The 13,765-nt window shown below is 71.4% G+C and carries 15 protein-coding genes; 11 read left to right on the top strand and 4 right to left on the bottom strand.

Annotated elements, in window-relative coordinates:
• Window positions 1–255 precede the first annotated feature (255 nt).
• From iolC to ACWDX9_RS20400, 5 genes are read left to right on the top strand one after another with little or no spacing between them, the layout of a single operon-like run.
• Window positions 256–1,194: a 5-dehydro-2-deoxygluconokinase gene (gene iolC / locus ACWDX9_RS20420; RefSeq protein ID WP_357743276.1), complete on the top strand. Its 939-nt coding sequence runs from the start codon at window positions 256–258 to the stop codon at window positions 1,192–1,194.
• On the top strand, window positions 1,191–2,096 hold the full coding sequence (locus ACWDX9_RS20415) for a Cgl0159 family (beta/alpha)8-fold protein (RefSeq protein ID WP_449956079.1): 906 nt from the start codon (window positions 1,191–1,193) through the stop codon (window positions 2,094–2,096). The genes iolC and ACWDX9_RS20415 overlap by 4 nt, the downstream gene beginning before the upstream one ends.
• The gene (gene iolB / locus ACWDX9_RS20410; protein WP_449956076.1) at window positions 2,093–2,932 is read left to right on the top strand and encodes a 5-deoxy-glucuronate isomerase; all 840 of its coding nucleotides are present in this window, start codon (window positions 2,093–2,095) and stop codon (window positions 2,930–2,932) included. The genes ACWDX9_RS20415 and iolB overlap by 4 nt, the downstream gene beginning before the upstream one ends.
• The gene (iolD, locus tag ACWDX9_RS20405) at window positions 2,929–4,773 is read left to right on the top strand and encodes a 3D-(3,5/4)-trihydroxycyclohexane-1,2-dione acylhydrolase (decyclizing) (RefSeq protein ID WP_449956073.1); all 1,845 of its coding nucleotides are present in this window, start codon (window positions 2,929–2,931) and stop codon (window positions 4,771–4,773) included. The genes iolB and iolD overlap by 4 nt, the downstream gene beginning before the upstream one ends.
• 60 nt (window positions 4,774–4,833) lie before the next feature.
• Window positions 4,834–5,874, top strand: a complete 1,041-nt coding sequence (locus ACWDX9_RS20400; protein WP_449956070.1) for an AI-2E family transporter — start codon at window positions 4,834–4,836, stop codon at window positions 5,872–5,874.
• Here the strand turns inward: ACWDX9_RS20400 and ACWDX9_RS20395 are convergent.
• Window positions 5,825–6,421, bottom strand: coding sequence for a PadR family transcriptional regulator (locus ACWDX9_RS20395; protein ID WP_449956067.1), 597 nt, complete (start codon window positions 6,419–6,421; stop codon window positions 5,825–5,827). The two genes, ACWDX9_RS20400 and ACWDX9_RS20395, sit on opposite strands and share 50 nt — an antisense overlap.
• A 65-nt stretch (window positions 6,422–6,486) precedes the next feature.
• Here ACWDX9_RS20395 and ACWDX9_RS20390 point away from each other — a divergent pair, with 65 nt between their 5' ends.
• Both ACWDX9_RS20390 and ACWDX9_RS20385 read left to right on the top strand, forming a co-directional pair.
• A complete protein-coding gene (locus tag ACWDX9_RS20390; protein WP_449956064.1) occupies window positions 6,487–6,945 on the top strand; it encodes a hypothetical protein in 459 nt (152 codons plus the stop codon).
• Window positions 6,942–8,480 (top strand): FAD-dependent monooxygenase, encoded by a 1,539-nt coding sequence (locus ACWDX9_RS20385; protein WP_449956061.1) that lies wholly within the window; start codon window positions 6,942–6,944, stop codon window positions 8,478–8,480. Before ACWDX9_RS20390 ends, ACWDX9_RS20385 begins: the two co-directional genes overlap by 4 nt.
• Before the next feature lie 101 nt (window positions 8,481–8,581).
• On the opposite strand, the gene ACWDX9_RS20380 is transcribed toward ACWDX9_RS20385, so the two are convergent.
• On the bottom strand, window positions 8,582–9,064 hold the full coding sequence (locus ACWDX9_RS20380) for an N-acetyltransferase family protein (RefSeq protein WP_449956059.1): 483 nt from the start codon (window positions 9,062–9,064) through the stop codon (window positions 8,582–8,584).
• Between the two features lie 19 nt (window positions 9,065–9,083).
• Between ACWDX9_RS20380 and ACWDX9_RS20375 the strand changes: the two genes are divergently transcribed.
• Window positions 9,084–9,731: an HAD-IA family hydrolase gene (locus ACWDX9_RS20375; RefSeq protein WP_449956056.1), complete on the top strand. Its 648-nt coding sequence runs from the start codon at window positions 9,084–9,086 to the stop codon at window positions 9,729–9,731.
• On the opposite strand, the gene ACWDX9_RS20370 is transcribed toward ACWDX9_RS20375, so the two are convergent.
• Complete coding sequence (locus tag ACWDX9_RS20370) at window positions 9,728–10,282, bottom strand: DivIVA domain-containing protein (protein ID WP_350739033.1); 555 nt, start codon at window positions 10,280–10,282, stop codon at window positions 9,728–9,730. The two genes, ACWDX9_RS20375 and ACWDX9_RS20370, sit on opposite strands and share 4 nt — an antisense overlap.
• Before the next feature lie 84 nt (window positions 10,283–10,366).
• Between ACWDX9_RS20370 and ACWDX9_RS20365 the strand changes: the two genes are divergently transcribed.
• The 3 genes from ACWDX9_RS20365 to ACWDX9_RS20355 are packed head-to-tail and all read left to right on the top strand — an operon-like array spanning window position 10,367 to window position 12,511.
• Window positions 10,367–11,098 carry an ABC transporter ATP-binding protein gene (locus ACWDX9_RS20365; protein ID WP_449956053.1) on the top strand — a complete coding sequence of 244 codons (732 nt, stop codon included), beginning with the start codon at window positions 10,367–10,369 and terminating at the stop codon, window positions 11,096–11,098.
• Window positions 11,095–11,766 carry a hypothetical protein gene (locus ACWDX9_RS20360; RefSeq protein WP_449956050.1) on the top strand — a complete coding sequence of 224 codons (672 nt, stop codon included), beginning with the start codon at window positions 11,095–11,097 and terminating at the stop codon, window positions 11,764–11,766. Before ACWDX9_RS20365 ends, ACWDX9_RS20360 begins: the two co-directional genes overlap by 4 nt.
• Before the next feature lie 37 nt (window positions 11,767–11,803).
• Window positions 11,804–12,511: an SGNH/GDSL hydrolase family protein gene (locus ACWDX9_RS20355; RefSeq protein ID WP_449956116.1), complete on the top strand. Its 708-nt coding sequence runs from the start codon at window positions 11,804–11,806 to the stop codon at window positions 12,509–12,511.
• A gap of 34 nt (window positions 12,512–12,545) precedes the next feature.
• On the opposite strand, the gene rlmN is transcribed toward ACWDX9_RS20355, so the two are convergent.
• Window positions 12,546–13,646, bottom strand: coding sequence for a 23S rRNA (adenine(2503)-C(2))-methyltransferase RlmN (gene rlmN / locus ACWDX9_RS20350; RefSeq protein ID WP_449956048.1), 1,101 nt, complete (start codon window positions 13,644–13,646; stop codon window positions 12,546–12,548).
• Between the last annotated feature and the right edge of the window lie 119 nt (window positions 13,647–13,765).

Raw genomic sequence — 13,765 nt, 5'->3', positions numbered from 1 at the left:
CCGACAGGTCCGTAAGGAGGTAACACCCTGGGCCAATATGTCATGACATCCATATGACGTAAAGGCCTGGCCAAATTTGCGGAGAGTGCTCACACGCTGTGTCTTTGCTCAGCGGGCCGGGAGCCAACCGTCCGAACAGGCGCGTTGTGCGTCGCCCGGGGGTTTGAGCGGAGGGACATTAGGTTACATAGCGGACATCCGAATGTCATGACAATATGCCATAGTGTCGAAGGTAAGCTCCATCCTGGAGGTGCTTTGTACGACCTGATCACGTTCGGGCGCTCCGGCGTCGACGTCTACCCGCTGCAGACCGGGGTCGGCCTGGCCGACGTCGAATCCTTCGGCAAGTTCCTCGGCGGCAGCCCCACCAACGTCGCCGTCGCCGCGGCGCGCCACGGGCTGCGCTCCGCCGTGATCACCGGCGTGGGAGCGGACCCCTTCGGAGAGTTCGTCCGCAGGGCGATCCGCGGGTTCGGCGTGGACGACGCCTTCGTGAGCACCATCGAGGGCCGGCCCACTCCCGTGACGTTCTGCGAGATCTTCCCGCCCGACCACTTCCCGATCTACTTCTACCGCGGCGAGCATCCGCCTGACCTGCAGATCTCCCCGTCCCATCTCGACCTCGGGGCCATCGCGGAGACCAGCCTGTTCTGGTTCTCGCTGACCGGGCTGAGCCAGGAGCCGAGCGCCGCCGCCCACGCCGCCGCGCTGTCGGCGCGCACGTCGGGCTGGACCGTGTTCGACCTCGACTGGCGGCCGTCGCTGTGGAAGTCGCGGGAGGCGGCCCACGAGGCCGCGCGGCGGACGCTCCCGTACGCGAACGTCGCGGTCGGCAACCTCGACGAGGTGGAGAACGCGGTCGGCGTGCGCGACCCGGAGGCCGCCGCGCAGGCGCTCCTGGACGCGGGAGTGAAGGTCGCGATCGTGAAAATGGGCCCTGAGGGGGTTCTCGCGCGTACCTCCGAGGAGAGCGTGGTGGCGGAACCGGTGGAGGTGAAGGTGGTCAACGGCATCGGAGCGGGTGACGCGTTCGGCGGGGCGATCTGCCTCGGGCTGCTGCGCGGCTGGCCGCTGGAGCGCACGGTGCGCTTCGCCAACGCGGCGGGCGCGTTCGTGGCCGCCCGGCTGGCCTGCGCCGACGCCATGCCGTCCACGGCCGAGGTGGAAGACCTGCTGAACGGAGCGGGCTCGTGAGCGACCTCACCCTGCCCAGGACCTCCGGCTACGAGCGGCTCACCCAGATCCGGGCCACCCGGCCGGAGGAGATCGCCGAGGCCGCGGCCCGGCGGCAGCGGCGCGGCCTGCCCGGCGAGGGCGAGCGGCTGCTGATCATCGCCGCCGACCACACGGCCCGCGGCGCCCTCGGCGTACGCGACCGGCCGATGGCCATGGCCAGCCGCGCCGACCTGCTCGACCGCCTCCAGGTGGCGCTCACCCGCCCCGGCGTGGACGGCATCCTCGCCTCCCCCGACGTCATGGAGGACCTGCTCCTGCTCGGCGCCCTGGAGGGCAAGCTGGCCTTCGGCTCCATGAACCGGGGCGGCCTGCTGGGCTCGGTCTTCGAGGTGGACGACCGTTTCACCGGCTTCGACGCGGCCTCGATCGACGAGATGCGCCTGGACGGCGGCAAGATGCTGCTCCGCATCGACCCGGCCGACCCCGCCACGGTGGCCACCCTGGAGTCCTGCGCCCGGGCCGTCACCGACCTGGCCCGCCACCGCCTGCCGGCCATGGTGGAGCCCTTCTGGGCGCTGCGCTCCGAGTCGGGGGCGCTGCGCAACGACCTGTCCCCCGAGGCCGTGATCCGCGCGATCAGCATCGCCCAGGCGCTCGGCACCACCTCCGCCTACACCTGGCTCAAGATCCCGGCGGTGGCGGAGATGGAGCGCGTGATGGCCGCCACCACCCTGCCCGCGCTGCTGCTCGGCGGCGACCCGCCGGACATCGACGCCGCCTACGCCGACTGGGACCGCGCGCTGAGCCTTCCCGGCGTACGCGGCCTCGTCGTGGGCCGAGCCCTGCTCTACCCTCCGGATGACGACGTAGCGAAAGCGGTGGACAACGCCGCGGCACTGGTACGGGAGACCCGCGCATGACATACGTTCCGTTCGGCAAGGCCGCGAACGGCCCCTGGTCCGTCGAGATCACCCCGTCCCTGGCGGGCTGGACGTACTCGGGCCTGCGCATCGTGGACCTGGCGGACACGCCGGTCTCGTTCGACACCGGCGACGAGGAGACGCTGGTCCTTCCGCTGTCGGGATCCTGCACGGTCACCACCTCCGCCGCGACGTTCGAGCTGACGGGACGGCCTTCGGTCTTCAGCGGGCCGAGCGACTTCGCCTACGTCCCGATCGGCTCCCACGTCACCCTCCGGGGCAGCGGGCGCATCGCCCTGCCCTCCGCCCTCGCCACCCGCGCCCTCGAGCCCCGCTACGTGCCCGCCGACCAGGTCTCGGTCGAGATCCGCGGCGCGGGCCAGGCCACCCGCCAGGTGAACAACTTCTGCGCCCCCGGCGCCTTCGACTGCGACAAGCTCATGGCCGTGGAGGTCATCACCCCGGGCGGCAACTGGTCGTCGTACCCGCCGCACAAACACGACACCGACAACCCGGGCGAGGCGGTCCTGGAGGAGATCTACTACTTCGAGGTGGCCGGCCAGGGCAACGCCTACCAGCGCGTCTACTCCTCCGAACGCGGCCACATCGACACCCTGGCCGAGGTCTCCTCGGGCGACGTCGTCCTCGTCCCGTACGGCTACCACGGCCCCGCCATGGCCGCCCCCGGCTACGACCTCTACTACCTGAACGTCCTGGCGGGCCCGGCGGAGGAACGCTCGATGGCCTTCTGCGACGACCCCCGCCATGCGTGGATCCGCTCCTCCTGGGAAAGCCAGCCCACAGACCCGAGACTGCCGTTCGGGAGGACTTCATGACCCGATTGACTGTTGCCCAGGCCGTCGTGCGCTTCCTGGCCCAGCAGTGGAGCGAGCGCGACGGCGTGGAGCGCAGGTTCTTCGGCGGCTGCTCCGGCATCTTCGGCCACGGCAACGTGGCCGGGCTCGGCCAGGCGCTGGCCACCTCCACCGAGGACCTCCCCTACCACCTGAGCCGCAACGAGCAGGCCATGGTCCACACGGCCGCCGCCTACGCCCGGGCCAGCAACCGCCTGGCCACCCTGGCCTGCACCACCTCCATCGGTCCTGGGGCGACCAACATGATCACGGGCGCGGCGGGCGCGACGATCAACCGGCTGCCGGTGCTGCTGCTGCCCGGCGACATCTTCTCCACCCGCGTGGCGGGCCCGGTGCTGCAGGAGCTGGAGGACCAGCGCTCGTACGACATCTCGGTCAACGACTGCTTCAAGCCGGTCTCCCGCTACTGGGACCGGATCAACCGCCCCGAGCAGCTCCCGTCGGCGCTGCTGGCCGCCATGCGCGTGCTCACCGACCCGGCCGAGACCGGCGCGGTGACGCTGGCGCTGCCGCAGGACGTGCAGGCGGAGGCCCACGACTGGCCGGAGGAGCTGTTCGCGCGCCGCGTCTGGCACGTCCCCAGGCCGCTCCCCGAGCGGGCCGCCGTGTTCCGGGCGGCCCAGCTGGCCAAGTCGGCCGTGCGCCCGCTGATCGTCGCGGGCGGCGGGACGATCTACAGCGAGGCCACCGAGCAGCTGCGGATCTTCGCCGAGACGTACGGCATCCCGGTCGCCGAGACGCAGGCCGGCAAGGGCGCGCTCCCGTACGGGCACCCGCTCGCCGTGGGCGCGATCGGCGCCACCGGCACCACGGCCGCCAACGCGCTGGCCCGCGAGGCCGACCTGATCATCGGCGTGGGCACCCGCTACAGCGACTTCACCACCGCCTCCCGGACGATCTTCATGCCCGACGCCCGCTTCCTCAATCTCAACATCACCGCCTTCGACGCCGCCAAGCTGTCGGGCCTGCAACTGGTCGGCGACGCCCGCGACGGGCTGGCGGACCTGGTGGAGGCGTTCGCGGGCTGGAGGGGCGCGCCGGAGGACTACCGCGCGCGGGCCGCCGAGCTGACCAGGGAGTGGGACGCGGCGGTGGACCGGGCCTACTCGCTGGAGGGCTCGCCGCTGCCCCAGTCCGCGGTGATCGGCGCGGTCAACGCCGCGGCGGCCGAGGACGGCGTGGTGGTGTGCGCGGCCGGTTCGATGCCCGGCGACCTGCACAAGCTCTGGCGGCCGAGCGGGCCCGGCAACTACCACGTCGAGTACGGCTACTCCTGCATGGGCTACGAGATCGCCGGCGGGCTGGGCGTCAAGATGGCGGTGCCGGAGCGCGAGGTGTTCGTCCTGGTGGGCGATGGCTCGTACCTGATGATGGCCCAGGAGCTGATCACCGCGATCTCCGAGGGGATCAAGCTGGTGGTCGTCCTGGTGGACAACTCCGGGTTCGCCTCCATCGGCCGCCTGTCGGAGAGCGTGGGCGCGGAGCGGCTCGGCACCTCCTACCGGCACCGCGACGGCGGGCCGCTGCCCGTCGACCTGGCCGCCAACGCGGCCAGCCTCGGCGCCACGGTGCTGCGCCCCGAGTCGGTCGCCGACCTGCGCAAGGCGCTCGAGGAGGCCCGCTCGGGAACCGGGACCACGGTGATCTACGTGCGCACCGACCCGATGGCGGACGACGCCCCGTCCTCCGAGGCGTGGTGGGACGTGCCGGTCGCGGAGGTCGGCGGCACGACCGGCGCGGCGCGGGAGACGTACGAGGAGAGCAAGCGCTCCCAGCGCCTCCACCTGACGCCGCCCGACTGACCAGGGTTGCCCTGCGCCCCCTGTGGGAAGGCCTCTGACCAGGCACGATAGGGGGCAGGGATGGAGCCGTGGCGGCTGCTCGGGTGGATCGCGCTGGCGGCGGTGGTCGGCTTCTGCCTCTACCAGGTCGGCACGATCGTCGTCGCGATCGTCGTAGGCGTGTTCATCACGGCGCTGGTGCTGCCCCCGGCCCGCTGGCTCAGGAAGCGCGGGCTGAACCGGGCGCTGGCCACCGCGATCGTCTACGTCGGCGGGCTCGTGGTGGCAGCGGGGCTGATCGCGCTGCTGGTGCCGCCCACCATCGACAGCGTCGAACAGTTGCGGGTCAGCTTCGGCAAGGTGCTCGACAACCTGTACAAGCTGACCCACGAGTTCGGGATCGACCCGCGCAAGCTCGCCGCGCAGGCCAAGCAGTACCTGTCCACCGAGGGCCGCCAGATCACCACGGGGGCGCTGGCCGGGGTCAGGACGGTGGGCGAGATCGTGGTGGGGGCGGTGGTGGCGTTCGTCCTGTCGGTGTACTTCGTCCACAGCGGCGACCGGCTTTTCAGCTGGCTAGTGGACCTCGCGCCCCCTTCGGCCAGGCCGCACATCACCGAGACCGCTCGCGTGGCCTTCACCGTGATCGGCCGCTACATCCGCGGCATCGCGATCGTGGGCGCGGTGGAGGGGTTCCTGATCGGCATCACGCTGTGGATCCTGGGCGTGCCGATCGCGCTGCCGCTGGCGGTGCTGACGTTCGTGGGGGCGTTCCTGCCGATCGTGGGGGCGTTCACGGCGGGGCTGCTGTCCGCGGTGGTGGCGCTCGTGGCCAAGGGCTGGATCGTGATGCTGATCGTGGTCGGCGTGACCGTGGCGATAGGCCAGCTCGAAGGACACGTGCTGGCGCCGCAGATCTACGGCAAGGCGCTCGCCCTGCCCAGCGCGGTCATCCTGGTCGCGATCGCGGTGGGCAGCCTGCTCTGGGGGATCGTCGGCGCGTTCCTGGCCGCCCCGGTGACGGCGGTGATCGTGGCCCTGCTGCACAGGCCGCGGGCCGAGCCCGCCCCGGTCACTCTCGCTCCGCCGCGGCCTCCTCCAGCGACTCCCGCGACCACGTGATCCGCCCGGCCCGCAGGTCGTCGATGACCCCGCGCAGCCACCGGGTCTCCGCGGCCGTCACCTCGCGCAGATATTCGATCTCCAGCATGGCGATGCGCGGCAGGTCGGCATCGTCGGCCAGGCCCGCCTCCAGCCCGGCCAGCGTTTCGGCGACCGCCCGCTCGCGCCGCTCGAGCGCCGCCGCCAGGTCTTCAGGGGCGAGCATGAGCGCGTTCGCCAGCGCGGCCGGGAACTGCGGAAACTCCTGCTTGGGCGTGCTCAGCATCTCGTCCAGCCACTTGAGCAGCGCCGTCGTGCCCTCCGCCGTGAGCTCGTAGACCGTGCGCTCGGGGTACTGCTGGTCGCGCCCCGTCTCCCGGACGCTGATCAAACCGGCCTCCAGCAGCCGGTCGATGGTCCGGTAGAGGCCGGCCCGCTGGCCCACGTTGACCACCAGGTCCTTGCCCCACTGCTTGAGCAGGCGCTGGATCCCGTACGGGTGCAGCGGCTGGTGGCGCAGCAGGGCCAGCACGGTCAGGGCGAGCGGCGAGCCACGGTCGAGTGCCATGGGCCAATATTAGCTTCACCATTACTAGTTGACGAGAGACTAGTTTCACTGAAACTATCCAATCCATGAGCGACATCGAACGCATCCACACCGACCACGCCGTCACCCGGCGCCTGGGCAACTGGACCACCGCGGGCCGCTTCGAGGTCCGCACCCGTTACGGCCAGACCACCCTCGACCTGCGCTCCCCCGGCCTGCCCGCCGAGATCGAGCTGCGGCTCGACCTCGACCGCGGCGTGGTCAAGCTGCTGGTCCCCGAGGACGCCACCGTCGAGCACCAGGACCTGCGCTGGAGCGGCAGGGGCCAGGTCAAGGACCACCAGGCGCCCACTGAGGGCTCCGCGCGGCGCATCCGCCTGCTGGGCAGGGCCGCCGGCAGCGAGATCCGCGTCCGCCGCGGCGGCGTCGCGATCCTCACCGCGATGCTGTCCCCCGAGTACGTACGCGACGTCCGCCAGGCCCACCGCAACGGCACCCACCCGACCGTCGACGACCCCGCGCGCACCCTGGAGAAGGCATCATGAAGCAGACCCCCGTCCTGATCGTCGGCGGCGGCTACGCCGGCCTCGCCTCGGCCCTCTTCCTCTCCCACCAGGGCGTGCCCTGCCTCCTGGTCGACCGCCACCCCGGCACGTCGCTCCTGGGCAGGGCCCGGGGGATCAACTTCCGCACCCTCGAGATCTACCGGTCGCTCGGCCTGGACGAACGCGTGAAGGAGGCGGGCCGGCCCTTCGACGAGGAGGCCGGCGTGGCCCGCTGCGCGACGCTGGCGGGCGAGTGGCAGTGGCTGTTCGGCGACGACTCCCCGCGGGCGCTGCCCGAGCTGACCGCCGGCGAGTTCTGCATGGCCGACCAGAGCACGGTCGAGCCCATCCTGATCGAGGCCGCCCGCGCCAAGGGCGCGGAGCTGTGGTTCGACACGCAGTGCCGGTCGATCGAGCCCGACACCGACGGCGTGACGGCCGTGGTGGAGGACCGCGCCACCGGCGAGCGGCACACGATCAGGGCCCGGTACGTGATCGGCGCCGACGGCTACGGCGGCGCCACCAGGGAGCGGCTCGGCATCGCCCGCTCCGGCCTCGGCCCCCTGCGGCACTTCGTGACCTACGTCATCAAGGCGGACCTGTCCGAGATCATCACCAAGCGGGCCCTGTTCTGGATCGTCGGCGAACCCGGCGGCACCGCCTCGGCGGCGTTCGTCTCCCACGCGCTGCCCGACCACTGGGGCCTGTCCCTGCTCTACGACCCGGAAACGGAGTCGCCCGACGACTTCACCGACGAGCGCTGCGCCGCCGCGGCCAAGGCGGCCATCGGCCGCGACGTACCGGTCGAGATCATCAGCAAGGCGTCCTGGACGGAGGCGGTCGGCGTGGCCGACAGCTACCGCTCCGGCCGGGTCTTCCTCGTCGGTGACGCCGCGCACGTGTGGCCGCCCGCCCAGGGGCTGGGCGCCAACTCGGCCGTCCAGGACGCGCACAACCTGGCCTGGAAGCTCGCCGCCGTGCTCGCGGGGCGGGCCTCGGACGCGCTGCTCGACACGTACGAGGCCGAGCGCCGCCCGGTGGCGCTGGAGCTGGCCGACGTGACCGTGCGCAGCCAGGCCGCCAGGTTCGGCTCCGGCCCGGAGGACGACCCGGTGGACCCGATCACGTGCGTCCTCGGGCAGCGGTACGCGTCCACGGCGATGGCCGGGACCGCGCCCGAGTCGGTCTTCGGCGACGGGGTGTCACGACACGCCCGTCCCGGCACCCGGGCCCCGCACCTCTGGCTCTCCCTCGACGGGCGGCGGATCGGCGTCCACGACCTGTTTCACGACTCGTTCGTGCTGCTGTGCGGGCCCGGCGGGGAGGAGTGGGCGCGGGTGACGGTCGAGGGGGTGCGGGTGTACCGGGTGGGGTCGGAGCTGGTCGACGTCGAGGGGCACTGGGAGTCGCGGTACGGCTGCGACGCCGTCCTGGTGCGCCCGGACGGCTACGTGGCCTGGCGCTCGGACGATTCGGCGAGCGAGGCCGACCCGGCGACCCGCCTGACAGCCACCCTCCACCAGATCCTCCACTGACCCCGCCGGCCCTCACCGGCCCGCGGCACCCCCCACCGCTCAATGCCCGCCCCAGATCGGCCCCCGGCGCCCCTCACCGGCCCGCGCGGGGAGCGGGAGGGTCAGAGGAGCAGCTCCAGCTCCAGCTCGTGCCGGATCGGGATGCCGTCGGCCTCGGCGGGGATGCCCGGCTTGAGCTCCCGCGCCCGGTCCACGCCGTTGCGGTGCAGGGCGATCAGGTCGAACCCGTACCGCTGGTAGAACCGCAGGGCGTGCGTGTTGTCGTTGGTGGTGACCAGCCAGAGCCTGGCCGCCCCGCCCTCGGCCGCGACGGCGCGCACCGCGTCCAGCAGCGCCGCCCCCACCCCCCTGCCGGGCACCACCGCGTCGATCGTGATGATCTCCACGGAGTCGCCACGCCGGGCGTACGTGATGATCCCGGCCGGCTCGCCCTCGCTCTCGGCGATGAAGCCCGGCTGGGCGGCGGCGTCGACCAGCTCCCCGCGGCCCAGGGCCACCACGGTCGAGCCGCCCCAGCTCTCGGTCAGCACCCGGGTCACGTACGCGAGATCTTGCGGCTCGATGGGACGCACGGATATCGCCATGTCCCTCATTATGAGATCTATGCGATGGGTAACGTTCGACTGCTTCGGAACACTTGTCGACTGGCGCCACGGCATCCGCACCAGCGCCGAGCTGATCGCGCCGGGTCAGGGGGCGCGGCTGCTGGAGGCGTACAACCGGCACGAGCACGTCGTACAGGCCGAGTCCCCGACACTCCGCTACCGCCACGTGCTGGCCGAGGCGCTCCGCAGGGCCTGCGCCGACGAGAAGGTGGAGCTGAACGAGGACGACGCCCAGGTGCTGGGCACGACGATCCCGTACTGGCCGGTGTTCCCCGAGGTGGGCGCCGAGCTGTCGGCGCTGCGCGGCGCGGGCTGGCGCCTGGCCCTGCTCACCAACTGCGACCGCGACCTCATCGCCGAGACGCGGCGGCGGCTGCCCGTGGCGTTCGACGCGGTGCTGACGTCGGAGGACGTGGGCGCGTACAAGCCGGCCGACGCGCACTTCGAGACGTTCAGACGCTCGTACGAGCCCACTCAATGGGTGCACGTGGCGCAGAGCTACTTCCACGACATGGTCCCCGCCCACCGCCTCGGCATCCCGCGCGTGTGGATCAACCGCCAGGGCGAGCGACCCGCCGACGAGAAGATCATCCAGCAGCGGCTGCCCGACCTCGGCGGGCTGCTCTCCGTGGTCGAGAACGCCTAACGGCGCTGCTCCAGCACGTCCGCGATGCCGGCCAGGAAGGAGTCCACGTCCGCGATGAGGTAGCCGGACCGGAACAGCACGGTCGAGAACTTCGCCGCCCGCACCTCCTTGGCCGTCACCGGGAAGTCGGTCGTCCCGCGCAGGGTGGCCACGATGCGGTCCAGGAAGGCGTCGATCTCGTCCTCGTTGTAGCCGGTGCCCATGCGACCCGGGCGGAAGGCCACCCGTTCGACGCGGGCCGCCTGGGTCTCGAACCACTCCTCGCGCAGCATCTCGCCTGTAGGCTCGGCCATGGCGAGGCGTACCGGCCGCTTGGCCTGGGTCTCCAGCGCCACCACGAACGCCTCCAGGGCGAAGTCGACCGCGGTCTCGACATATCCGCCACGCTTGGCGCGGAACGTGGCCCGTCGCACGTCGTCCGCGCTGACGGGCTCCACAGTGGGCATGCCCCTGCCCAGGGTCGACTCGATCCGCCCGATCAGGGCGTCGACTTCGGCGGGGTCATAGCCTGAACGCATACCCATGACGCGTGGAAAGCGATTCAAGCCCACTCCTCTTGAGAACGTGCTGGGGGCGTCTCCATTGTGGGGCTCTTTATGCTAGCGATGCGACCCGACATATAGCGTTACAAGACCATGCGTCTGTCCAAGGTCTCCTTCCGCTACCGAAGACGTGATCCTTTCGTCATCGAAGACGTCGACACCCAGCTCGCCCCCGGCGAGGTGATCGAGCTGACCGGCGTGAACGGGGCAGGCAAGTCGACTCTGCTCCGCCTCCTCGCGGGCCTCACCCGGCCCACGATCGGCACGATCGCCGGGCGTCCCGAGGTGGTCGGCTTCGCTCCCGACCGCTTCCCGACCGCCCAGCCGTTCACGGTCACGGCCTATCTGCGCCACATGTCCCGGGTACGCGGAGGCGCCCGCTGGGAGCCCTGGGCCGAGCGCCTGAACATGGGCCACCTCCTCACCGTCGCCCTGGACGAGCTGTCGAAGGGCAGCGCGCACAAGGTCGGCCTGGTCCAGGCGCTGATGTCGGAGCCCGGGCTGCTGATCCTGGACGAGCCGTTCGCCGGGCTCGACGTGGACACCCGTGAAGCGCTCCCTTCGATCGCCGGTGAGGTGGCGGGCCGCGGCGGCATCGTCATCGTCAGCGACCACCAGGGCGGTCTGCGCTCTCTGCCCGAGATACGCCATTGGTCGCTGGTGGACGGCCGCCTCAAGGAGAGCACGACGGCACCCGGTCTCGAACCGGTCGAGGACAGGGGGACGGTCGTGGCCGTCACGGTGCCCGCGTCCGAAGTCCACGGCTTCCTCGCCAGGATGCGCGGCGAGGGTTACCTGGCCCGCGAGATCGAGGAGTCCGGATGATCGCCCTGGCCACGTTCCGGCTGGCCGCCTACATCCGTTCGCACCGCATGTTCCAGGCGCTCCTTCTGGCCTTCGCCATGCTGGCGATCCTCTACGGCAGCCGGGCGCCGCGCGGTGGCGAGGCCTCGGCCCTCACGGACGGCGCCGTACTGATCATCCCCATCCTGGCCTGGGCGGCCAGGAGCCTCCTCGACACCGAGCCCGACCGGCAGCGCGAGCTGTCCGCGATCCAGGTGGGCGGGCGGGGCAGGGAGGTGGCGGCGGGGTTGATGGCGGCGTTCGCGACGTGTGTGGCGTTCGCGGCGCTCGGCATGGGCGCGGCGCTCCTGCTCGGTGTGAGCCAGGCTCCGTCGCGCGGCGTGCTGGCCGCCGCTCTCGTCCTGAACGCCCTGGCCGCGCTCACCGGCACCGCGCTGGGCGCCCTCACCAGCCGTGCGGTCATCAACTCCCCCGCACTTTCGATCATGGGGCTGCTGCTGGGGTTCCTGGCGATGCTGCTGCTCAGCTCCTCGCCCCTGCACTGGCTCACCGTCCCGCTCATCGCCTGGATGAAGGCGGCGAACGGGGGTCACCTCCTCGACCAGCTCCCCGAGCTCGGCGCCATCACCCTGGTCTGGTGCCTGATCGGGCTGGGGGCGTACGTGTGGCTCCGGCGTAGGGTAGGTTAGTGAGCACTCACCCACCCTAGAGGAGACAACAGTGAAAATGATCTGCCTGGGTGACAGCATCACCCGCGCGCAGGTGAGCGCCGACTACGTGGCCATGCTCCGCTCCCGGCTGCCCGAGGCGACCGTGATCAACGCCGGGGTCAACTACGAGCCGTCGTCGGAGACGGTCAGACGGCTCGACGACGTCGTGGGCCAGGACCCCGACGTGGTGACCGTACTGATCGGCACGAACGACGCGAACTCCACGCTCAGCGGGACGCTCGCCAAGACCCTGCGCAAGCGCTGGAAGCTCTCCGCGGACCCCACCCCCGAGGCCTACGCCGCCAACCTCACCACCATCGCCCGCCGTCTCCAGGACGAGACGATGGCCCGCGTGGCGATGCTCTCCCTGCCCGTCATCGGCGAGGAGCTCGACTCGGTCTCGGTGCGGCGGGCCGCCGAGTACAGCGAGATCGTCCGGCGGGTCGCGGCGGCCGAGGGTGTCACGTACCTGCCGCTCAACGAGCGGATGACGGCTTACCTGGAGGAGCAGGGCCGGGCTCCCGGCATTCGCTACCAGGCGGAGGGGCGGCTGGCGCAGACCGCCGCGATGCAGCATTTCCTGCTCGGCCGCAGCCTGGACGCCATCTCCAAGGGCCGCGGCCTCCAGCTCACCACGGACAACATCCACCTGAACAGCAGGGGTGCCGCCATGATCGCCGACCTGATCGAGGGCTTCGCCGCCCGCTCGATCGCACCCCACTAGCCCCGTTCCGCCCGGGGGACTCGCGGCGGGTGGGTTATTCGGCGGCCGCGAGCTGGCCGCAGGCGCCGTCGATCTCGCGGCCGCGCGTGTCGCGCACCGTCACCGGCACGCCGTGGAACTCCAGCCGCCGTACGAACGCCCGCTCGTCCTCGGGCCGGGAAGCCGTCCACTTCGACCCCGGGGTCGGGTTGAGCGGGATCAGATTGACGTGCACGAGCTTGTTCCGGACCAGCTTGCCGAGCAGGTCGGCCCGCCACTCCTGGTCGTTGATGTCCTTGATCAGCGCGTACTCGATCGAGACCCGCCGTTTGGTCTTGGCCCCGTACGCCCAGGCCGCGTCGAGGACCTCGGCCACCTTCCACCGCGTGTTGATCGGCACCAGCGTGTCACGCAGCTCGTCGTCGGGCGCGTGCAGCGACAGCGCCAGCGTGACGGGCAGCCCCTCGTCGGCGAGCTTGCCGATCGCGGGCACCAGCCCGACGGTGGAGACGGTGATGCCCCGGGCCGAGATGCCCAGCCCGTGCGGCGCGGGCTCCACCAGCCGCCGCACCGCGCCGATGACCTGCTTGTAGTTGGCCAGCGGCTCTCCCATGCCCATGAACACGACGTTGTTCACCCGGCCGGGCCCGCCGGGCACCTCACCGGCCGCCAGCGCCCGGGCGCCGGCGACGACCTGCTCGACGATCTCGGCGGTGGACATGTTGCGGGTGAGGCCGGCCTGGCCGGTGGCGCAGAAGGGGCAGTTCATGCCGCAGCCGGCCTGCGAGGACACGCACATCGTGACCCGGTCGGGATAGCGCATGAGCACCGACTCGACCAGCGCCCCGTCGAACAGCCGCCACAGCGTCTTACGCGTGGTGCCCCGGTCGGTGGTCATCTCCCTCACCGAGGTCAGCAGGTCGGGCAGGAGCGCGGCCAGCTTCTCGCGGGAGGCAGCCGGCAGGTCGGTCATCGCGCCGACGTCGGTGGTGAGCCGCTCGAAGTAGTGGCGCGAGAGCTGGTCGGCGCGGAACGCCTTCTCCCCCAGCTCGGTGACCGCGGCCCGCCGGTCGGCCATCGACAGGTCGGCCAGGTGCCGTGCGGGCTTGGCCCGCCGGGGCGCGACGAAGGTGAGCTGGCCTGGGGGCTGGGACACGTTCCTGCCTTTGCTTTGAGTGGCTTTCAATCAGGGTAATGAACGTTCGGATCGGAGGTGGCATTCCTGGTTACGGTACGGCTCGCATCGTGGCTGCCACCGGATCTACAGTCATCACG

Source organism: Nonomuraea sp. NPDC003201, from assembly GCF_053590415.1.
The sequence above is the reverse complement of the archived record's forward strand: the minus strand, read 5'-3'. Positions and strand labels throughout refer to the sequence as shown.

What these genes read in the sequence shown, in the direction of transcription:
- iolB (WP_449956076.1), top strand. Translation starts at nt 2,093, where the DNA reads ATGACATACGTTCCGTTCGGCAAGGCCGCGAACGGCCCCTGGTCCGTC.
- iolD (WP_449956073.1), top strand. Translation starts at nt 2,929, where the DNA reads ATGACCCGATTGACTGTTGCCCAGGCCGTCGTGCGCTTCCTGGCCCAG.
- ACWDX9_RS20400 (WP_449956070.1), top strand. Translation starts at nt 4,834, where the DNA reads ATGGAGCCGTGGCGGCTGCTCGGGTGGATCGCGCTGGCGGCGGTGGTC.
- ACWDX9_RS20395 (WP_449956067.1), bottom strand. Translation starts at nt 6,421, where the DNA reads ATGGCACTCGACCGTGGCTCGCCGCTCGCCCTGACCGTGCTGGCCCTG.
- ACWDX9_RS20390 (WP_449956064.1), top strand. Translation starts at nt 6,487, where the DNA reads ATGAGCGACATCGAACGCATCCACACCGACCACGCCGTCACCCGGCGC.
- ACWDX9_RS20385 (WP_449956061.1), top strand. Translation starts at nt 6,942, where the DNA reads ATGAAGCAGACCCCCGTCCTGATCGTCGGCGGCGGCTACGCCGGCCTC.
- ACWDX9_RS20380 (WP_449956059.1), bottom strand. Translation starts at nt 9,064, where the DNA reads ATGGCGATATCCGTGCGTCCCATCGAGCCGCAAGATCTCGCGTACGTG.
- ACWDX9_RS20375 (WP_449956056.1), top strand. Translation starts at nt 9,084, where the DNA reads ATGCGATGGGTAACGTTCGACTGCTTCGGAACACTTGTCGACTGGCGC.
- ACWDX9_RS20365 (WP_449956053.1), top strand. Translation starts at nt 10,367, where the DNA reads ATGCGTCTGTCCAAGGTCTCCTTCCGCTACCGAAGACGTGATCCTTTC.
- ACWDX9_RS20360 (WP_449956050.1), top strand. Translation starts at nt 11,095, where the DNA reads ATGATCGCCCTGGCCACGTTCCGGCTGGCCGCCTACATCCGTTCGCAC.
- ACWDX9_RS20355 (WP_449956116.1), top strand. Translation starts at nt 11,804, where the DNA reads ATGATCTGCCTGGGTGACAGCATCACCCGCGCGCAGGTGAGCGCCGAC.